Origin of the sequence: Streptococcus infantis ATCC 700779, assembly GCF_000187465.1 — a bacterium.
Classification (GTDB): Bacteria; Bacillota; Bacilli; order Lactobacillales; family Streptococcaceae; genus Streptococcus; species Streptococcus infantis.
This window is the reverse complement of sequence record NZ_GL732439.1, coordinates 863,945-883,206: the sequence shown is the minus strand read 5'-3', so window position 1 is coordinate 883,206 and position 19,262 is coordinate 863,945. Positions and strand designations below refer to the sequence as shown.

General features: G+C 37.4%; 20 protein-coding genes. 15 read left to right on the top strand and 5 right to left on the bottom strand.

Annotated features, from left to right (window positions below; translation table 11 throughout):
* Window positions 1–130 precede the first annotated feature (130 nt).
* The 13 genes from HMPREF9423_RS06755 (at window position 131) to HMPREF9423_RS06695 (ending at window position 11,645) form a co-directional block, all read left to right on the top strand.
* Complete coding sequence (locus HMPREF9423_RS06755; protein WP_006148588.1) at window positions 131–607, top strand: PTS sugar transporter subunit IIA; 477 nt, start codon at window positions 131–133, stop codon at window positions 605–607.
* Window positions 608–648: 41 nt separating this feature from the next.
* Entirely contained in the window at window positions 649–954 is a 306-nt protein-coding gene (locus tag HMPREF9423_RS06750) for a PTS sugar transporter subunit IIB (RefSeq protein ID WP_006148587.1), read from the top strand.
* A gap of 44 nt (window positions 955–998) precedes the next feature.
* Window positions 999–2,474, top strand: a complete 1,476-nt coding sequence (locus HMPREF9423_RS06745) for a PTS galactitol transporter subunit IIC (protein WP_006148586.1) — start codon at window positions 999–1,001, stop codon at window positions 2,472–2,474.
* Window positions 2,475–2,569: 95 nt separating this feature from the next.
* Window positions 2,570–3,463, top strand: coding sequence for an aldose 1-epimerase family protein (locus HMPREF9423_RS06740; RefSeq protein ID WP_006148585.1), 894 nt, complete (start codon window positions 2,570–2,572; stop codon window positions 3,461–3,463).
* A gap of 263 nt (window positions 3,464–3,726) precedes the next feature.
* Entirely contained in the window at window positions 3,727–4,152 is a 426-nt protein-coding gene (gene lacA, locus HMPREF9423_RS06735) for a galactose-6-phosphate isomerase subunit LacA (RefSeq protein ID WP_006148584.1), read from the top strand.
* Window positions 4,153–4,180: 28 nt separating this feature from the next.
* Entirely contained in the window at window positions 4,181–4,696 is a 516-nt protein-coding gene (gene lacB / locus HMPREF9423_RS06730) for a galactose-6-phosphate isomerase subunit LacB (RefSeq protein WP_006148583.1), read from the top strand.
* A 10-nt stretch (window positions 4,697–4,706) separates the two neighbouring features.
* Window positions 4,707–5,636 (top strand): tagatose-6-phosphate kinase, encoded by a 930-nt coding sequence (locus HMPREF9423_RS06725; RefSeq protein WP_006148582.1) that lies wholly within the window; start codon window positions 4,707–4,709, stop codon window positions 5,634–5,636.
* A gap of 1 nt (window position 5,637) precedes the next feature.
* The gene (lacD, locus tag HMPREF9423_RS06720; protein ID WP_006148581.1) at window positions 5,638–6,618 is read left to right on the top strand and encodes a tagatose-bisphosphate aldolase; all 981 of its coding nucleotides are present in this window, start codon (window positions 5,638–5,640) and stop codon (window positions 6,616–6,618) included.
* Between the two features lie 230 nt (window positions 6,619–6,848).
* Window positions 6,849–7,685, top strand: a complete 837-nt coding sequence (locus HMPREF9423_RS06715) for a PRD domain-containing protein (RefSeq protein WP_006148580.1) — start codon at window positions 6,849–6,851, stop codon at window positions 7,683–7,685.
* A gap of 34 nt (window positions 7,686–7,719) precedes the next feature.
* Window positions 7,720–8,037, top strand: coding sequence for a PTS lactose/cellobiose transporter subunit IIA (locus HMPREF9423_RS06710; protein ID WP_006148579.1), 318 nt, complete (start codon window positions 7,720–7,722; stop codon window positions 8,035–8,037).
* Window positions 8,037–9,728: a lactose-specific PTS transporter subunit EIIC gene (locus HMPREF9423_RS06705; protein ID WP_006148578.1), complete on the top strand. Its 1,692-nt coding sequence runs from the start codon at window positions 8,037–8,039 to the stop codon at window positions 9,726–9,728. Before HMPREF9423_RS06710 ends, HMPREF9423_RS06705 begins: the two co-directional genes overlap by 1 nt.
* 213 nt (window positions 9,729–9,941) lie before the next feature.
* Window positions 9,942–11,348 (top strand): 6-phospho-beta-galactosidase, encoded by a 1,407-nt coding sequence (lacG, locus tag HMPREF9423_RS06700; protein ID WP_025170186.1) that lies wholly within the window; start codon window positions 9,942–9,944, stop codon window positions 11,346–11,348.
* A 42-nt stretch (window positions 11,349–11,390) separates the two neighbouring features.
* Window positions 11,391–11,645, top strand: a complete 255-nt coding sequence (locus HMPREF9423_RS06695) for a DUF3884 family protein (RefSeq protein WP_006148576.1) — start codon at window positions 11,391–11,393, stop codon at window positions 11,643–11,645.
* Between the two features lie 93 nt (window positions 11,646–11,738).
* Here the strand turns inward: HMPREF9423_RS06695 and HMPREF9423_RS06690 are convergent, their stop codons facing one another.
* The 5 genes from HMPREF9423_RS06690 to nrdH form a co-directional block, all read right to left on the bottom strand.
* Window positions 11,739–12,503 carry a DeoR/GlpR family DNA-binding transcription regulator gene (locus HMPREF9423_RS06690; protein WP_006148575.1) on the bottom strand — a complete coding sequence of 255 codons (765 nt, stop codon included), beginning with the start codon at window positions 12,501–12,503 and terminating at the stop codon, window positions 11,739–11,741.
* A 130-nt stretch (window positions 12,504–12,633) separates the two neighbouring features.
* Window positions 12,634–13,596, bottom strand: coding sequence for a class 1b ribonucleoside-diphosphate reductase subunit beta (gene nrdF / locus HMPREF9423_RS06685; protein ID WP_006148574.1), 963 nt, complete (start codon window positions 13,594–13,596; stop codon window positions 12,634–12,636).
* A gap of 46 nt (window positions 13,597–13,642) precedes the next feature.
* Complete coding sequence (locus HMPREF9423_RS06680; protein ID WP_006148573.1) at window positions 13,643–14,437, bottom strand: hypothetical protein; 795 nt, start codon at window positions 14,435–14,437, stop codon at window positions 13,643–13,645.
* Window positions 14,437–16,596, bottom strand: coding sequence for a class 1b ribonucleoside-diphosphate reductase subunit alpha (nrdE, locus tag HMPREF9423_RS06675; protein ID WP_006148572.1), 2,160 nt, complete (start codon window positions 16,594–16,596; stop codon window positions 14,437–14,439). Before nrdE ends, HMPREF9423_RS06680 begins: the two co-directional genes overlap by 1 nt.
* Window positions 16,597–16,665: 69 nt before the next feature.
* Window positions 16,666–16,884: a glutaredoxin-like protein NrdH gene (nrdH, locus tag HMPREF9423_RS06670; RefSeq protein ID WP_006148571.1), complete on the bottom strand. Its 219-nt coding sequence runs from the start codon at window positions 16,882–16,884 to the stop codon at window positions 16,666–16,668.
* Between the two features lie 360 nt (window positions 16,885–17,244).
* Here nrdH and HMPREF9423_RS06665 point away from each other — a divergent pair, with 360 nt between their 5' ends.
* Together HMPREF9423_RS06665 and ptsP are read left to right on the top strand one after the other, a co-directional pair.
* On the top strand, window positions 17,245–17,508 hold the full coding sequence (locus HMPREF9423_RS06665) for a phosphocarrier protein HPr (RefSeq protein ID WP_000146952.1): 264 nt from the start codon (window positions 17,245–17,247) through the stop codon (window positions 17,506–17,508).
* A 4-nt stretch (window positions 17,509–17,512) separates the two neighbouring features.
* The gene (gene ptsP / locus HMPREF9423_RS06660) at window positions 17,513–19,246 is read left to right on the top strand and encodes a phosphoenolpyruvate--protein phosphotransferase (protein WP_006148570.1); all 1,734 of its coding nucleotides are present in this window, start codon (window positions 17,513–17,515) and stop codon (window positions 19,244–19,246) included.
* Window positions 19,247–19,262: the final 16 nt, after the last annotated feature.

Below are 19,262 nucleotides of genomic sequence, written 5' to 3'. Positions count from 1 at the left end.
AAAATTATTTGTTGTTTAAAATCAAACAAAAAAAATAAAAATCAAACAAAATACAACAAAAATATATTGACAACGGTTTCATATAGTGTTATACTTGTATCATAAAAGTTAAATATGAAGGGAGAAGGTCATGGGATTAGATCATTTCTTCAGCAAAGACTTAGTTTTTTGTTTAGAAGCAGATAATCAAGAGCAACTCTTTGATCAAGTTGCAACCCTATTGGAAGAAAAGAAAGTTGTTACGGATACCTATCGATCGGCATTGATTGAACGTGAAAAAATGTTCCCAACAGGTTTAGATATGGAATTTCTTGGGAAGGACTTGCCGAATGTAGCAATCCCTCACACAGACACGATTCATAATTTAACTGAAAACGTTGTTGTGGTTCGCTTAGCGAAACCAGTAACATTCCACAACATGATTGCTCCTGACAAGGAAGTAGAAGTATCATTACTCTTCTTTATCATCAATAATTCAAGTTCGAGTCAAACAAATATTCTTGCTCAATTGATGGACTTCTTTACAGGTAATGGTCATTTAGAAGCACTTTCTAAGATTACAGAACCAGAAGCTTTGTTCCAGTATATCTCAGAAGCAACTGCTTAAATTCATAAGTAAATAGTAAATAAAAATCGGAGGAAATCCAAATGATTAAAATTCTTGCTGCATGTGGTGCAGGTGTTAACTCAAGCCACCAAATTAAAAGCGCTCTAGAAGAAGAGCTATCTAACCGTGGATACGACGTACAGTGTGACGCAGTTATGGTTAAAGATGTCAACGAAGACTTGATTAAAGGTTATGATATCTTCACACCAATTGCTGCAACAGACTTAGGTTTTGACCCTGGTATCCCAGTAGTAGAAGCTGGACCAATCTTGTTCCGTATTCCAGCAATGAGCGCTCCAGTATATGACAATATTGAAGCAGCAATCAAAGAACACGGATTAAGTTAATTATTATTTTGTAATTTTCCATAAAAATAAAGGGAGGAAAAATTATGGATTTCATTATCAATCTAGCCAACGATTTCTTTAAACCAATCTTGGCTATGGGTGGCCCAATCATCATGCTGATCATTTTGACAGTATTGGCTTTGCTTTTCGGAGTTAAATTCTCCAAAGCACTTGAAGGTGGTATTAAACTTGCCATCGCACTTACTGGTATCGGTGCTATCATCGGAATGCTTAACGGAGCTTTCTCAGCTTCACTTGCAAAATTCGTTGAAAATACTGGTATTCAATTGACCATCACCGACGTTGGTTGGGCACCACTTGCTACAATCACTTGGGGATCTGCATGGACTCTATACTTCTTGCTAGTTATGTTGATTGTCAACATTGTAATGCTTGCAATGAAGAAAACAGACACACTTGACGTTGATATCTTCGATATCTGGCACTTGTCTATCACAGGTCTTTTGATTAAATGGTATGCTGACAAGAGTGGAGTTGGTCAAGGGGTTTCTCTTTTCATCGCGACTGCAGCAGTTGTTCTTGTAGGGGTTCTTAAAATTATTAACTCTGATTTGATGAAACCAACATTCGATGATCTTCTTAATGCACCAAGTTCATCACCAATGACTTCAACTCACATGAACTACATGATGAACCCAGTTATCATGGTTTTGGACAAGATTTTTGATAAATTCTTCCCAGGTCTTGATAAATACGACTTTGATGCTGCTAAATTGAACAAACGAATCGGTTTCTGGGGATCTAAATTCTTCATCGGCTTCATCCTTGGTATCGTTATCGGTTTGATGGGTACTCCACAACCGGTTCCAGGTGTAGAAGGTGCTGAAAAATGGGAACTTGTAATTAAAGGTTGGTTGTCACTTGGTTTGACTGCCGGTGTCTGCTTGGAGCTCTTCTCATTGATCGGTTCATGGTTCATCGCAGCCGTAGAACCACTTTCACAAGGTATTACAAACGTTGCTACTAAACGTCTTCAAGGACGTAAATTCAACATCGGTCTTGACTGGCCATTTATCGCTGGTCGTGCTGAAATCTGGGCTTGTGCCAACGTACTTGCACCAATCATGTTGATTGAAGCAGTGCTTCTTTCAAATGTCGGAAATGGTATCTTGCCACTTGCTGGTATCATCGCTATGGGTGTGACTCCAGCTCTCTTGGTAGTTACTCGTGGTAAATTGCTCCGTATGATTATCTTCGGAACACTCTTGTTGCCACTCTTCCTTCTTTCAGGTACACTTATCGCACCATTTGCAACAGATCTTGCTAAAAGTGTAGGTGCCTTCCCAGAAGGTGTGAGCCAAACTCAATTGATCACTCACTCAACACTTGAAGGACCAATTGAAAAACTTCTTGGTTGGACAATTGGTAACACTACAACAGGTGATATCAAAGCAATTATTGGTGCAGTAATCTTCCTTACTTTCTATATCGGTATTTTTGCATGGTACAGAAAACAAATGATCAAACGTAACGAAGAATACGCAGCAAACTCAAAATAATTTGCTCCTAAAAATGTAAATTGTAAAAACTAGGTTGTCAGTTTCCACTATGGAGCAGTCAGCCTAGTTTTTTTAGAAAATTGGAGGTAAGACTTGTGATTGTATTAAAATCAGATCAATTAAATGTTGAGTTTCAAACACTTGGAGGAGCGCTATCCTCTATAAAAGATAAAGATGATGTAGAGTATTTGTGGCAGGGGGATCCAACTTATTGGAGTGGGCAAGCACCCGTATTATTCCCAATATGTGGTTCAGTAAGAAATGATACGGTTCTTTATGATATGGAAGATGGTAGTCAAAAAGAAGGAAAAATCCCTCGACATGGCTTAGTAAGAAAAAAAGATTTTACATTAATTGAACAAACAGATAATTCTGTTACATTCGCTATTGAAGATGATGAAGAAATGTATGCAAATTACCCTTATCATTTTCGTTTAGAAATCACTTATACAGTGATTGGGAAAACCATACGTACTCAGTATAAAATCTATAATAAAGAATCTGAAAAGAGTATGCCATATTTTATCGGTGGGCATCCTGGTTTTAACTGTCCCTTACTAGATGACGAGGTATATGAAGATTACTATCTTGAATTTGAAAAGCCAGAAACATGTACAGTTCCAAAACCTTTCCCAGAAACAGGAATGTTGGATTTCAAAGATAGAAGTTCTTGGTTGAATAATCAAAAAGAATTAGATTTAAATTTTGACTTCTTTAGCTATGATGCTGTGACATTAGATGAGTTGGAATCTCGCACAGTAGCTTTACGTTCACGAAAACATGATAAAGGTTTAAAACTACATTTTAAAGAGTTTCCAAATTTAATTGTATGGTCAACTCTTAATAAAGGCCCTTTTATTGCCTTGGAACCATGGTCAGGTTTGTCTACTTCAATAGAAGAAGGAGATAGACTGGAAGATAAGAAAGATGTTAAAATTTTGAAGCCTGGCCGTTTTGAACAGCTTGGTTTCAATATCGAGATTTTATAAAAAAATAAACAAAAACAAACATAAATTGTTGACTTTTCCAACTAATAGTAGTATATTATGTTTATAAAGAACAATTTGTGTTTGTTTTAACAAGATTACTGTTCTGGCTTTTCTATGAAGAAAGCTTATTAAGAAACGAATAAGATTTTTGTTCTTAATTTAAATTATTGTCAACAAAACTACTAGTAACTATTTGAGAAAGGTCTCTTTTAGGCTAGAATCAAAAAGTTTTACTGGTCTATTATAAAAAAGGAGTATACAATATGGCTATTGTTATTGGTGCAGATGCTGCAGGTTTAAGATTGAAAGAAGTTGTAAAAGACTTCTTGGAAAAAGAAAACTTCCACGTAGTGGATGTTACAGCAGAAGGTCAAGACTTTGTTGATGTAACTCTAGCAGTTGCGGAAGAAGTTAAGAAAGAAGAACAAAACCTTGGTATCGTTATTGATGCTTATGGTGCAGGTCCGTTTATGGTTGCTACTAAAATCAAAGGAATGGTTGCTGCAGAAGTATCTGATGAACGTTCAGCTTATATGACTCGCGGTCACAACAACTCACGTATGATTACTATGGGTGCTCAACTTGTTGGTGATGAATTAGCTAAAAACATTGCTAAAGGCTTTGTAAATGGTAAATACGACGGTGGTCGTCACCAAATCAGGGTCGACATGTTGAACAAAATGTGCTAATTTGATATTGAAAGAAAGGTAAGATAAAATGAGAATTGCAATCGGATGTGACCACATCGTAACAAATGAAAAAATGGCTGTTTCAGAATTTTTGAAATCAAAAGGACATGAAGTTATCGACTTTGGTACTTATGACCACGCTCGTACCCACTATCCAATCTTTGGTAAAAAAGTTGGTGAAGCAGTAGTTAGTGGCCAAGCTGATCTTGGTGTATGTATCTGTGGTACTGGTGTAGGTATTAATAATGCTGTTAACAAGGTTCCTGGTGTTCGTTCTGCTTTGGTTCGCGATATGACAACAGCTCTATATGCAAAAGAACAATTGAATGCAAACGTAATTGGATTTGGTGGTAAAATCACTGGTGAATTGCTTATGTGTGATATCATTGATGCTTTCATCAATGCGGAATACAAACCATCAGAAGAAAACAAAAAATTGATCGCTAAAATCCAACACTTAGAAACTCATAACGATCATCAAACTGATGCCAACTTCTTTACAGAGTTCCTTGAAAAATGGGATCGTGGTGAATACCACGACTAAGAGGTGACTTATGATTTTAACAGTCACAATGAACCCATCCATTGATATTTCCTATCCTTTGGATGAACTGAAAATTGACACTGTCAACCGTGTTGTAGATGTCACTAAAACGGCTGGTGGTAAAGGTCTTAACGTTACTCGTGTCCTATCAGAATTTGGTGACTCCGTAGTCGCAACAGGACTTGTCGGTGGTAAACTTGGTGATTTTTTAGTAGAGAATATTGATGATAAAGTAAGCAAGCGTTTCTTCTCTATTCAAGGTGAAACCCGTAACTGTATCGCAATTCTACATGGAGAAAACCAAACAGAAATCCTAGAAAAAGGTCCTGAAGTTCAAGAAAAAGAAGGTCAAGATTTCTTGGCTCATTTCAAAGAACTTTTAGAAACTGTAGAGGTAGTGGCCATTTCAGGTAGTCTACCTGCAGGACTTCCGGTTGATTATTATGCTAGTCTGGTTGAACTTGCTAACCAAGCTGGTAAACCTGTTGTTTTGGACTGTTCAGGAGCTTCACTTCAGGCGGTTCTTGAATCTCCACATAAACCAACAGTCATCAAACCAAATAATGAAGAATTATCTCAACTTTTAGGAAGAGAAATTTCTAAAGACTTGGATGAATTAAAGGAAGTCCTTCAAGAACCACTATTTGATGGAATCGAGTGGATTATCGTTTCCTTAGGTGCTAACGGAGCATTCGCTAAACACGGTAACACTTTCTACAAAGTAGATATTCCAAGAATTCAAGTAGTAAATCCAGTCGGTTCTGGCGATTCTACAGTGGCAGGTATTGCTTCAGGTCTTTTCCATAAAGAAACGGATCAAGTACTGTTGATCAAGGCAAATGTCCTTGGTATGCTTAATGCTCAAGAAAAAATGACCGGTCATGTCAATATGGCTAACTATCAAGGTCTATATGACCAATTAATTGTAAAAGAGGTATAAAATGGTTTTAACAGAAAATAAACGCGCTTGTATGCAAAAACTCTCTGATGAGAATGGTATCATCTCAGCTCTTGCCTTTGACCAACGTGGTGCTTTGAAACGCCTCATGGCTCAATACCAAACAGAAGAGCCAACAGTTGCTCAAATGGAAGAACTTAAAGTATTGGTAGCGGATGAATTGACTAAATATGCTTCATCTATGCTACTTGACCCTGAGTACGGACTTCCAGCTACAAAAGCTCTTGACCCAAATGCAGGTCTTCTCCTTGCTTATGAGAAAACAGGATACGATACAACAAGTACAAAACGCTTGCCAGACTGCTTGGACGTTTGGTCTGCAAAACGTATCAAGGAACAAGGTGCAGATGCCGTTAAATTCTTGCTTTACTATGATGTAGATAGCTCTGACGAACTCAACCAACAAAAACAAGCCTACATTGAACGTATTGGTTCTGAGTGTGTAGCTGAAGATATTCCATTCTTCCTTGAAATCTTGGCTTACGATGAAAAGATTGCGGACGCAGGTTCTGCAGAATACGCTAAAGTAAAACCACGCAAGGTTATCGGTGCTATGAAGGTCTTCTCAGACCCACGCTTTAACATAGATGTCTTGAAAGTGGAAGTTCCAGTTAACGTGAAATACGTTGAAGGCTTTGGCGATGGCGAAATCGTTCACACACGTGAAGAAGCTGCAGACTTCTTTAAAGCTCAAGACGAAGCTACTAACTTGCCATACATCTACTTGAGTGCAGGAGTATCAGCTAAGCTCTTCCAAGAAACTCTTGTATTTGCCCACGAATCAGGTGCAAACTTCAATGGTGTTCTTTGTGGACGTGCAACATGGGCTGGATCAGTTGAAGCTTATATCAAAGACGGTGAAGCAGCAGCTCGCGAATGGCTTCGTACAACTGGTTTTGAGAACATTGATGAACTAAACAAAGTTCTTAAAACAACAGCAACTTCATGGACCGAACGTGTGTAAGTTTCCACCCTTTTTATGTCAAAACCCAGCTAAAAAACTTTTAAAAAAAGTTGTATGTAAAGGTTTACAAAATAAAAATCTTGTGCTATACTTAAGTCACAAGTTAATAAGAGTGAGTGTTACTAAGTAATATTAGGCATGATCACAGATGACTCAGAAATTTATTTTCAGGGTCATTTGTGGTCATTTTTTATACTCTAGCTCTTAAATGACACAACAAGGAGGTCGACATGTATCGGATATTAAATCCAATGAATAACAATGTTTCTCTTGTGCGGAATAGCAAGGGAGAGGAGTTGATCGTAGTCGGTAAGGGTATTTCGTTTGGTAAGAAGAAGGGAGATTTGATTTCTGAGGATCAGGTTGAAAAAGTCTTTCGGATGAAGACTGAAGAATCTCGAGAAAATTTTATGACTCTACTCAAGGATGTTCCGTTAGACTTTATTACCGTTACTTATGAAATTATCGATAATCTTTCAAAAAAATACCAATATCCTGTTCAAGAGTACCTCTACGTAACCTTGACAGACCATATCTATTGTTCTTATCAAGCGATTAGCCAAGGGCGTTATAAGGATAGTAATTTACCTGATATTTCTACCAAGTATCCAACAGCTTTTCGTATTGCAAATGAAGCTTTTGAAATTTATCGTCAGAAACTAACAGAAAATCTTCCTGAAGACGAGATTATTCGTATTGCTTATCATTTTATCAACGCAGAAGGTGTGAATGAAGTCGAAGTAGTTGAGTCAATTGATAAGAGAAAAGAAATTTTAAAGAGTGTTGAAAATGTTTTAAGAAGCTATGATATTCAGAGAACACCAGATAATAATAATTTCTATGACCGTTTTATGATTCATTTGAATTATTTCTTAGATTATCTGGATCGAACTCGTGATGATAACCAGTCCTTGCTAGATATGGAGGAACATATCAAAACTACATATCCAAAAGCATTTGAAATTGGTAGTAATATTTATGAGGTGATTGCTCAGGAAACTGGGGTAGACCTTTATAAGAGTGAACGAGTTTACCTTGTTCTACACATTCAACGTTTATTGTCATAATATTTACTAAAAATTATATAAGGAGAAATCTATCATGAATAGAGAAGAAGTAACATTGTTAGGTTTTGAGATTGTTGCCTATGCTGGCGATGCTCGTTCAAAACTCTTAGAAGCTCTGAAAGCTGCTGAAGCTGGTGATTTTGCTAAAGCAGATGCGTTAGTTGAAGAAGCTGGTGCTTGCATCGCAGAGGCTCACCATGCCCAAACAAGCTTGTTAACAAAGGAAGCTGCAGGTGAAGATTTAGCCTATAGCGTGACCATGATGCATGGCCAAGATCACCTGATGACAACAATCTTGCTAAAAGATTTGATGCATCATTTAATTGAACTTTATAAAAGAGGAGCTAAATAATGAATAAGTTAATTGCCTATATCGAGAAAGGAAAGCCTTTCTTTGAAAAACTATCTCGAAATATCTATCTTCGTGCTATTCGTGATGGATTTATCGCTGGGATGCCAGTCATTCTATTCTCAAGTATTTTTATCTTGATTGCCTTTGTGCCTAATTCATGGGGATTTGTATGGTCTGATGATGTTGTAGCGCTTTTGATGAAACCTTATAGCTATTCAATGGGTATTCTCGCACTTTTGGTTGCTGGTACAACAGCTAAATCATTAACAGACTCTGTTAACCGTAGCATGGAAAAAACCAACCAAATCAACTATATGTCAACTCTATTAGCTGCTATTGTTGGTTTATTGATCTTGGCAGCTGACCCAATTGAAGGTGGCTTTGCAACAGGTTTCCTCGGAACAAAAGGTTTGCTTTCAGCTTTCCTAGCAGCCTTTGTTACTGTAGCAATCTATAAGGTTTGTGTGAAAAATAATGTTACTATTCGAATGCCTGACGAAGTTCCACCAAATATCTCACAAGTCTTTAAAGATGTTATTCCATTTACGCTTTCTGTCGTTTCCCTTTACGGTCTTGACTTACTTGCTCGTCAATTTGTTGGTGCAAGCGTAGCAGAATCAATCGGTAAATTCTTTGCGCCTCTATTCTCAGCAGCAGACGGTTATGTTGGTATTACGATCATTTTTGGTGCCTTCGCATTCTTCTGGTTTATTGGTATCCATGGCCCATCTATCGTTGAGCCTGCGATTGCAGCGATCACTTATGCAAATGCTGAAGTCAACTTGAACCTCCTTCAACAAGGTATGCACGCTGATAAAATCCTTACTTCTGGTACACAAATGTTTATCGTCACTATGGGTGGTACAGGAGCAACTCTTGTGGTTCCATTCATGTTTATGTGGTTGTGTAAATCGAAACGAAATCGTGCTATTGGACGCGCTTCAGTAGTTCCTACATTCTTCGGTGTAAACGAACCAATCTTGTTTGGTGCACCACTTGTTTTGAACCCAATCTTCTTTATCCCATTCATCTTTGCACCAATTGCAAACGTATGGATCTTTAAGTTCTTTATTGAAACACTTGGCATGAACTCATTTACTGCCAACCTTCCATGGACTACACCAGGACCTCTTGGTATTGTTCTTGGTACAAACTTCCAGTTCTTATCATTCGCTCTTGCAGCATTGTTAATTGTAGTAGATATTGCTATCTACTATCCATTCCTCAAGGTTTATGATGAACAAATTCTTGAAGAAGAACGTTCAGGTAAAGCTAATGATGAATTAAAAGATAAAGTAGCTGCAAACTTTAACACTGCAAAAGCAGATGCTATTCTTGCAAAAGCTGGAGTAGAATCAGCAAAAAATACAATTACTGAAGAAACAAACGTCCTCGTTCTTTGTGCGGGTGGAGGAACAAGTGGTCTTCTTGCCAATGCTTTGAATAAAGCCGCAGAAGAGTATAAAGTTCCAGTTAAAGCTGCAGCAGGTGGCTATGGAGCCCACCGTGAAATGTTGCCAGAATTTGACCTTGTTATCTTGGCGCCTCAGGTTGCTTCCAACTTCGAAGATATGAAGGCTGAAACAGATAAACTAGGCATCAAATTGGCGAAGACAGAAGGTGCTCAGTACATCAAGTTAACCCGTGATGGAAAAGGTGCTCTGGCATTTGTTCAGGCGCAATTCGATTAACGATAGGGACTGTGAAACAGTCTCCTATCGTAACGGAAATCGCTATGGCGATTTTCCTAATCGCCTTGTTAATTCGTCGGTAAAAATATATCGTTTTTACCTCCTCATGTCACAATTCGGTGGCTTGGAACAAGAAGTGAGATGGAGATGGATGGCTCACTAACTCCTCTCCCCTCACTTTTGATTTTATCCAATCAAGAAATAGGTGAAAAAATGACAAAAACACTTCCTAAAGATTTTATTTTTGGTGGGGCAACGGCTGCCTATCAAGCAGAAGGTGCGACTCATACAGACGGTAAAGGACCTGTTGCATGGGACAAATACTTAGCAGATAACTATTGGTATACTGCTGAACCAGCAAGCGATTTCTACCATAAATATCCAGTAGACTTACAGTTGGCGGAAGAATATGGCGTCAACGGAATTCGTATTTCTATTGCTTGGTCACGTATTTTCCCAACTGGTTATGGTGAAGTCAATCCAAAAGGAGTAGAATTCTATCATAAGTTATTTGCAGAATGTCATAAACGTCATGTAGAACCTTTTGTAACCCTTCACCACTTTGATACTCCGGAAGCTCTTCACTCAAACGGAGACTTCTTGAATCGTGAAAATATCGAACACTTTGTAGATTATGCTGCTTTCTGTTTTGAAGAATTCCCAGAAGTAAACTACTGGACAACCTTCAATGAAATTGGCCCAATCGGTGATGGTCAATACTTGGTTGGTAAATTCCCACCAGGTATTCAATATGACCTTGCCAAAGTTTTCCAATCTCACCACAATATGATGGTTTCTCATGCACGTGCTGTGAAATTGTACAAAGACAAAGGCTACAAAGGTGAAATCGGGGTTGTTCACGCCCTTCCAACTAAGTACCCTTTGGATCCAGAAAATCCAGCAGACGTTCGGGCTGCTGAGTTGGAAGATATCATCCACAACAAATTTATCTTGGATGCTACTTACCTTGGACACTATTCAGATGCAACCATGGAAGGTGTAAACCACATTCTTTCAGTTAATGGTGGGGAGTTGGATCTTCGAGATGAAGACTTTGTGGCACTTGAAGCAGCTAAAGACTTGAATGACTTCCTTGGAATTAACTACTACATGAGTGATTGGATGGAAGCATTTGATGGTGAAACTGAAATCATCCACAACGGTAAAGGGGAAAAAGGAAGCTCTAAGTACCAAATTAAAGGTGTTGGTCGTCGTGTAGCTCCTGACTATGTACCTCGCACTGACTGGGACTGGATCATTTATCCTCAAGGGCTATATGATCAGATCATGCGTGTGAAGGCGGATTATCCAAACTACAAGAAGATCTACATCACTGAAAACGGACTAGGATACAAAGATGAATTTGTGGACAACACTGTTTACGATGATGGCCGTATCGATTATGTGAAACAACACTTGGAAGTATTGTCTGATGCGATTGCCGATGGTGCAAATGTCAAAGGATACTTCATCTGGTCATTGATGGACGTCTTTTCATGGTCTAATGGTTATGAAAAACGTTACGGACTCTTCTACGTTGATTTCGATACACAAGAACGTTATCCTAAGAAATCTGCACATTGGTACAAAAAACTAGCTGAGACACAAGTGATTGAATAGTACAACTAATTATTAGGTATAGAATTTAAGCGAGGTAAGTTTATGCTCAAAGATTTTATCAAATCAATCTATGAAAAAGTTTATATTATTAACTTTGAACATTGCTCGCATATACCATCCTTGACCAAGGAAGAACTTACATGTCTTGGGAAATGGTATGTCTCGACGGGTAAGGAGTGGATTTGTCATTCAGACTATGAATTTGAAGAATTTCAAAAGCTATTTTTAAATTTTATCAACGCAGAAGATAAGGATAACATTTCCTTTGTTTCGGATTTTATGCCATTTCAACACTAATATAATAAGCTCATCAAGATGATGGGCTTAATTTTTTGTGAGAGTGTTAAATTATTTTGGAGTAAAAAATAAAGCATTCGTTAGTCGAATGCTTTATTGAGGTTTGATGATATTAGTTTGTTTTGATAAATCTTGCAGGGTTTCTTGGTTAAGTTTTGAATCTGAAATAATTGTATCAATATCAGAGATATTATAGAAAGTATAAAAATCAAACTTATTAAATTTACTGTGGTCAGCAAGAAGGATCTTTTTATTAGCATTATTTAATGCTAGCTTTTGGACTTCACCTTCATCTTCGCTAAAAGTAGCGATAGCATGATCTTTTATACCATTGCAACTAACAAAAGCTTTAGAGAATTGAAGACTTTCGATATCTTGGAGCGTTAAGGTTCCGACAAAGGCACCAGTGATTTCTCGATAATTTCCACCAATCAAAATTAAATCAGTCAGTTTTCGTTCATTCAAGATAATGAAAACAGGAAGGCTATTTGTTACTACACGAATATTATCTATCGGAAGTTCACGCGCAAAGAACTCAAGAGTAGTACCTGGACCGATAAAAATCGTTTCTCTTTCTTCGACTAAATGACCAGCAAATTTTGCGATTTCTTGTTTTTCAGCAATCTGAAGACCTTGTTTTTCGACATTCGAGCGTTCATTTGCTAATAGAGAACCAGAACGAAGTTTTTCAGCACCTCCATGCACTCGAACAAGTAGGTCCTTGTCAGCTAACTCTTGCAGATAACGTCGAGCAGTCATATCAGAAATATCTAAACGATTCATTATTTCTTTGACTGTGATGGTTCCTCTTGTATTGACAATCTCTAAAATCACATCTAGTTTTTCTTGTTTTAGCATTGAATCACCCCCATATCCAATATCATTTTATCACATTTTAAACATCCAAGCAACTTAAATAAAACAAAAATAAACAAAAACAAAAAACATCTGTGTTTATTTTTTACTCAGATGTTTTTATATTTTTTAATTAGTCTAATCCGTAGTTATAATCATCGTCCTGCATAGCTTCAACTTCACCAAGCAGATATCCGTTACCAACTTGAGAGAAGAAGTCGTGGTTGGATGTACCAGTTGAAATTCCATTCATAACAATTGGGTTTACATCGTCAGCTGAGTCAGGGAAGAGAGGATCTTGTCCTAGATTCATAAGAGCTTTATTGGCGTTGTAGCGAAGGAAAGTTTTAACCTCTTCAGTCCAACCGACACCATCATAAAGGCTTTCTGTATAACCTTCCTCATTTTCGTAAAGTGTGTAAAGAAGGTCGTACATCCAGTCTTTTAACTTTTCTTGCTCTTCTTCTGGTAATTCGTTAAAACCAAGTTGGAATTTATAACCAATATATGTTCCATGAACTGACTCGTCCCGAATAATCAACTTGATGATTTCAGCCACGTTTGCCAACTTGTTATTTCCTAGATAGTAGAGTGGAGTGAAGAAACCAGAGTAGAAGAGGAAGGTTTCAAGGAATACACTAGCCACTTTCTTTTCAAGTGGTGTTCCGTTAAGGTAAATCTCATTGATGATTTGTGCCTTTTTCTGAAGATATGGGTTTGTATCAGTCCATTCAAAGATTTCTTCAATCTCAGTCTTTGTATTCAAGGTTGAGAAAATAGAAGAATAAGATTTAGCGTGGACAGATTCCATAAATTGGATGTTGTTAAAAACAGCTTCTTCGTGAGGAGTACGAATATCAGCGCGAAGAGCATTTACCCCTGTTTCAGACTGCATGGTATCCAAAAGTGTCAAACCGCCAAAGACTTTTCCTACCAAGTCTTTTTCTTGATTTGATAACTTTCTCCAGTCATCTAAGTCATTAGATAAGGGAATACGTGTATCCAACCAAAATTGTTCGGTTAGTTTTTCCCATGTTGATTTATCGATGACATCTTCGATGGCATTCCAGTTAATGGCTTTGTAGTAAGTTTCCATTTGAAATCTCTTTCTTAAATTGATAGTAAAGAATGATGGTCATTTATTAGTCCAAGAATTCAACATGATTTATCCTATTATTTTCAAAATCTATTTGAATTTTTAATAAAATTGATTCAATAGTTAGTGGCTCTTCCTTTGCAGTATCTATATATTTTATTTGAACAGTCAAGATATATGAATCTGTGTTGTTTGAATAAATACTAATATCCTGATTGGAAACAGGTGCTAGATGAATTGAATCTATGTTTAGCTTTTCTTTTAAATTTTTTTTAGTATTGTCAAGTATAGCTGGGTATTTTTTCTTTAATATAATATGTCTTAATTCTATTCTATAGATTGAAAGCAATATTTTGTTTGAAAGCAATATTTTAATGAACATACGTATTTTATGCTCTTTTGACATTATTAAGTAGTTTATTCTTTTGAAAATGTCTATTAATACAAGTGCAAAAATGTATGGTAGAAGAATAGATAATACAAAATTTATTGGATGGGTCTGTATCATTTCCCAGTTTAAATTTGTATAGAAACAGTGTATTTCCTTAATTGCACTAATGATTAAAGGGTAAGATGTAAAGTATAAATATAGGTATTTTAGGATACTGACATACTTATTTATTCTAACTTCATCAACAATTTCAATATTTTTATAATTAAAAAATAGCTTATTTGCATCTGTATTAGCAAAAAGAAGGAATAGTGATGAAAAAATCATTATTAGAGTTGAATTATAATCTAATTTGGAGTTGACCCAAATTGATAAAAAACCAAATAAATAACCAAGAATTGCTAATGCTAAAAATAGGGAAAATTTAATTACTTTCTTCTTTATTTCCATTAAATCACACAGCTTTCACATTGGTTAGCACCAACTTCACCGCCGTCATCTGTGTAGGTACGAACGTAGTAGATAGACTTAATGCCCTTGTTAAAGGCGTAGTTACGAAGGATAGATAGGTCACGTGTTGTTTGTTTGTTCTCTTTCTTCCATTCATAAAGACCTGTTGGGATATCACTACGCATGAAGAGAGTGAGTGAAAGCCCTTGGTCTACGTGCTCAGTTGCAGCAGCATAGACATCGATAACTTTACGCATATCCATGTCATAGGCAGAAGTGTAGTAAGGAATAGTTTCAGTTGATAATCCTGCAGCAGGATAGTAAATCTTACCAATTTTCTTCTCTTGACGTTCTTCAATACGTTGAGTAATTGGGTGGATAGAAGCAGACACGTCATTGATGTAGCTGATAGAACCATTCGGCGCTACAGCAAGACGGTTTTGATGGTAAAGTCCATCTGCTTTAACTTTATCACGAAGTTCAGCCCAATCAGCTGCAGACGGGATAAAGATTCCTTCAAAGAGTTCTTTAACTCGATCAGATTTTGGAACAAATTGACCAGACGTATACTTATCGAAATAAGTACCATTTGCATAGTCTGATTTCTCAAAGTTGTGGAAGGTAATGCCACGTTCACGCGCAATATTGTTTGATTCTACCAAAGTCCAGTAATTCAAAAGCATAAAGTAGATGCTTGTAAATTCAACAGACTCAGGAGATCCATATTCGATTAATTGCTGAGCAAGATAGCTGTGAAGCCCCATAGCACCAAGTCCAAATGTATGAGCTTGGCTATTTCCGTGGTCGATAGTTGGAACAGCAACGATGTGAGAGCTATCTGTTACAAAGGTCAAAGCGCGAACCATTGCACGAATAGAACGTCCAAAGTCAGGTGATGTCATCATATTTACAACGTTGGTTGAACCAAGGTTACATGAAACGTCAGTACCCATTTGAAGGAATTCTTGCGCATCGTTGATAAGACTTGGTTCTTGGACTTGAAGAATTTCTGAACACAGGTTACTCATGATAATCTTACCATCGACAGGATTTGCACGGTTAGCAGTATCGATATTGACTACGTAAGGATAGCCAGATTCTTGTTGCAATTTAGAAATTTCTGTTTCCAAATCACGGGCCTTAATTTTTGTCTTACGGATGTTTGGATTTGCCACCAATTCATCGTATTTTTCTGTGATATCGATGTAGTTAAAAGGTACACCATACTCTTTTTCAACAGAATAAGGACTGAAGAGGTACATTTCTTCATTCTTACGTGCTAATTCGTAGAATTTATCTGGTACCACAACACCAAGTGAAAGAGTCTTGACACGAACTTTTTCATCAGCATTTTCTTTCTTAGTAGAAAGGAAAGCAATAATGTCTGGGTGGAAGACGTTAAGGTAAACAACCCCAGCACCTTGACGTTGACCCAATTGGTTAGAGTAAGAGAAGCTGTCTTCGAAAAGCTTCATAACTGGTACGACACCAGAAGCAGCCCCTTCATACCCTTTGATAGGTGCTCCAGCTTCACGAAGGTTGCTGAGGGAAATTCCGACACCACCACCGATACGTGAAAGTTGAAGAGCTGAGTTGATAGAACGTCCAATAGAGTTCATATCATCTGTTACCTGAATCAAGAAACAGGATACCAATTCACCACGACGTGCACGGCCTGCATTCAAGAAAGAAGGTGTAGCAGGCTGGTAACGCTGGTGGATGATTTCATTGGCAATATCAATTGCGATAGCTTCGTCACCATCAGCAAAGTAAAGAGCGTTAAAGAAGACACGGTCTTCCATGCTCTCAAGATAGTACTCTCCGTCATTAGTTTTCAAGGCATATTGATTGTAAAACTTGTATGCTGCCATGAAAGACTTGAATTGGAAGTTTTGATCCTTAATAAATTGGTAAAGCTCTTCTAAGAATTCTGGACGATATTTCTTGATAAACGCTGTTTCGATATAGTCTTGTTTAATAAGGTAATCGATTTTATCAGTGATAGAATCAAAAACCATAGAATTTGGTACAACATTTTCTTTAAAGAAAGCGTCCAAGGCTTCTTTATCTTTGTGGAGCATGATTTGTCCATTAACAGGACGGTTGATTTCATTATTTAGACGGAAGTATGTTACATCCTCAAGTTGTTTTAATCCCATAAAATTTCCTTTAATTCATTACAAAAGAAAGGCTTCTAAGATTGACATAGAAGCTTTTAATCCTGATACTTAAGCAAGTTCTTTAAGTTTTGCTGGTTGGAAACCAGAGAAAACTTCAGTTGGTGTTTGAATGATAGGAGCAGCGTTGAAGCCTAGCTCTTTAACTTGTTCAATAAATTCAGGTTGTTCATCAAGATTGATTTCGCGATATGCGATGTTGTTACTATCTAAGAATCGTTTGGTCATTTTACATTGAACACAATTGTTTTTAGAATAAACGGTTACCATTCTGTAACTCCTCTTTCAAAATTTAATTACTTCTTAAGTATATCAGAAAAAAAATCTTTGTCAACGAAGAAAAACTAAATATTGTAGATTTTTTTTAGATGAGAGTTGTCTAAACACAATATATAGTGATTGTAAAAAATAAAACCCATAAATAACAGCGTTTTCTAAATGTTAAAATTATAAAAAACTACATGATGTATTTTGATACATAAAATAGAAGATTTTCAGCAAGTTATCTGAAAGGAAAAAGAAGAAATCCCATAAAATACTTGAAAAAAATCCTAGAAGGTGATATAATATCAAATTGTAAGGGTTATCAGATATAACTCAAAAAGAAAACATTTAAAGGAGAGTCAAATTATGGCTTCTAAAGATTTCCACGTAGTGGCAGAAACAGGTATTCACGCACGTCCAGCAACATTGTTGGTACAAACTGCAAGCAAATTTGCTTCAGATATTACTCTTGAATACAAAGGTAAATCAGTTAACCTTAAATCTATCATGGGTGTTATGAGCCTTGGTGTTGGTCAAGGTGCTGACGTTACAATCACTGCTGAAGGTGCAGACGCTGATGACGCTATCGCTGCTATCTCAGAAACAATGGAAAAAGAAGGATTGGCATAAGGATATGACAGAAATGCTTAAAGGAATCGCAGCATCTGATGGTGTTGCAGTTGCTAAAGCATATCTACTCGTTCAACCGGATTTATCATTCGAGACTATTACAGTCGAAGATACAAATGCAGAAGAGGCTCGTTTGGATGTTGCTCTTGAAGCTTCTCAAAACGAGCTTTCTCTTATCCGCGAGAAGGCTGTAGGTACGCTTGGTGAAGAAGCGGCGCAAGTATTTGACGCTCACTTGATGGTTCTTGCTGACCCTGAATTGATCGGTCAGATTAAAGAAACAATTCGTGCTAAGAAAGTAAATGCAGAAGCAGGTCTGAAAGAAGTTACAGACATGTTTATCACAATCTTTGAAGGCATGGAAGACAACCCATACATGCAGGAACGTGCAGCGGATATTCGCGACGTTACCAAACGTGTTTTGGCAAATCTTCTTGGTAAGAAACTGCCAAACCCAGCTTCAATCAATGAAGAAGTGATTGTGATCGCACATGACTTGACTCCGTCTGATACTGCTCAATTGGACAAAAACTTTGTAAAAGCTTTTGTAACAAACATTGGTGGACGTACAAGTCACTCAGCTATCATGGCTCGTACACTTGAAATTGCTGCTGTATTGGGTACAAACAACATCACTGAACTTGTAAAAGATGGTGACATTTTGGCTGTTTCAGGTATTTCAGGTGAAGTTGTTATCAACCCAACTGAAGAACAAATTGCAGAATTCAAAGCAGCTGGTGAAGCTTACGCTAAACAAAAAGCTGAATGGGCTCTTTTGAAAGATGCTAAAACTGTTACTGCAGATGGTAAACACTTTGAGTTGGCAGCTAATATCGGTACACCAAAAGACGTTGAAGGTGTGAACGAAAATGGTGCTGAAGCTGTTGGTCTCTACCGTACAGAATTCTTGTACATGGATTCTCAAGATTTCCCAACGGAAGACGACCAATACGAAGCTTACAAAGCAGTTCTTGAAGGTATGAACGGTAAACCTGTTGTCGTTCGTACAATGGATATCGGTGGGGATAAAGAACTTCCTTACTTCGATCTTCCTAAAGAAATGAACCCATTCTTGGGCTACCGTGCTTTGCGTATCTCTATCTCAGAAACTGGTAACCAAATGTTCCGTACGCAATTGCGTGCATTGCTTCGTGCATCTGTTCACGGTAAATTGCGTATCATGTTCCCAATGGTTGCTTTGTTGAAAGAGTTCCGTACTGCTAAAGCTATTCTTGAAGAAGAAAAAGCAAAATTGGTTGCTGAAGGTGTCGCAGTTGCAGATGATATCCAAGTTGGTATCATGATTGAAATCCCAGCTGCAGCTATGCTTGCAGACCAATTTGCCAAAGAAGTTGATTTCTTCTCAATCGGTACAAACGACTTGATCCAATACACAATGGCTGCTGACCGTATGAACGAACAAGTTTCATACCTTTACCAACCATACAATCCATCAATCCTTCGCTTGATCAACAATGTTATCAAAGCAGCTCACGCTGAAGGTAAATGGGCTGGTATGTGTGGTGAGATGGCTGGTGACCAAACAGCTGTTCCACTTCTTATCGGAATGGGCTTGGATGAGTTCTCAATGTCAGCTACTTCAGTACTTCGTACACGTAGCTTGATGAAGAAACTTGACACAGCTAAGATGCAAGAATACGCTAACCGTGCTCTTACTGAATGTTCAACAATGGAAGAAGTTCTTGAACTTTCTAAAGAATACGTTAACTTTGATTAAAAACATTAAAACCTTG

What these genes read in the sequence shown, in the direction of transcription:
- HMPREF9423_RS06755 (WP_006148588.1), top strand. Translation starts at nt 131, where the DNA reads ATGGGATTAGATCATTTCTTCAGCAAAGACTTAGTTTTTTGTTTAGAA.
- HMPREF9423_RS06750 (WP_006148587.1), top strand. Translation starts at nt 649, where the DNA reads ATGATTAAAATTCTTGCTGCATGTGGTGCAGGTGTTAACTCAAGCCAC.
- HMPREF9423_RS06745 (WP_006148586.1), top strand. Translation starts at nt 999, where the DNA reads ATGGATTTCATTATCAATCTAGCCAACGATTTCTTTAAACCAATCTTG.
- lacA (WP_006148584.1), top strand. Translation starts at nt 3,727, where the DNA reads ATGGCTATTGTTATTGGTGCAGATGCTGCAGGTTTAAGATTGAAAGAA.
- lacB (WP_006148583.1), top strand. Translation starts at nt 4,181, where the DNA reads ATGAGAATTGCAATCGGATGTGACCACATCGTAACAAATGAAAAAATG.
- HMPREF9423_RS06725 (WP_006148582.1), top strand. Translation starts at nt 4,707, where the DNA reads ATGATTTTAACAGTCACAATGAACCCATCCATTGATATTTCCTATCCT.
- lacD (WP_006148581.1), top strand. Translation starts at nt 5,638, where the DNA reads ATGGTTTTAACAGAAAATAAACGCGCTTGTATGCAAAAACTCTCTGAT.
- HMPREF9423_RS06715 (WP_006148580.1), top strand. Translation starts at nt 6,849, where the DNA reads ATGTATCGGATATTAAATCCAATGAATAACAATGTTTCTCTTGTGCGG.
- HMPREF9423_RS06710 (WP_006148579.1), top strand. Translation starts at nt 7,720, where the DNA reads ATGAATAGAGAAGAAGTAACATTGTTAGGTTTTGAGATTGTTGCCTAT.
- HMPREF9423_RS06705 (WP_006148578.1), top strand. Translation starts at nt 8,037, where the DNA reads ATGAATAAGTTAATTGCCTATATCGAGAAAGGAAAGCCTTTCTTTGAA.
- lacG (WP_025170186.1), top strand. Translation starts at nt 9,942, where the DNA reads ATGACAAAAACACTTCCTAAAGATTTTATTTTTGGTGGGGCAACGGCT.
- HMPREF9423_RS06695 (WP_006148576.1), top strand. Translation starts at nt 11,391, where the DNA reads ATGCTCAAAGATTTTATCAAATCAATCTATGAAAAAGTTTATATTATT.
- HMPREF9423_RS06690 (WP_006148575.1), bottom strand. Translation starts at nt 12,503, where the DNA reads ATGCTAAAACAAGAAAAACTAGATGTGATTTTAGAGATTGTCAATACA.
- nrdF (WP_006148574.1), bottom strand. Translation starts at nt 13,596, where the DNA reads ATGGAAACTTACTACAAAGCCATTAACTGGAATGCCATCGAAGATGTC.
- HMPREF9423_RS06680 (WP_006148573.1), bottom strand. Translation starts at nt 14,437, where the DNA reads ATGGAAATAAAGAAGAAAGTAATTAAATTTTCCCTATTTTTAGCATTA.
- nrdE (WP_006148572.1), bottom strand. Translation starts at nt 16,596, where the DNA reads ATGGGATTAAAACAACTTGAGGATGTAACATACTTCCGTCTAAATAAT.
- nrdH (WP_006148571.1), bottom strand. Translation starts at nt 16,884, where the DNA reads ATGGTAACCGTTTATTCTAAAAACAATTGTGTTCAATGTAAAATGACC.
- HMPREF9423_RS06665 (WP_000146952.1), top strand. Translation starts at nt 17,245, where the DNA reads ATGGCTTCTAAAGATTTCCACGTAGTGGCAGAAACAGGTATTCACGCA.
- ptsP (WP_006148570.1), top strand. Translation starts at nt 17,513, where the DNA reads ATGACAGAAATGCTTAAAGGAATCGCAGCATCTGATGGTGTTGCAGTT.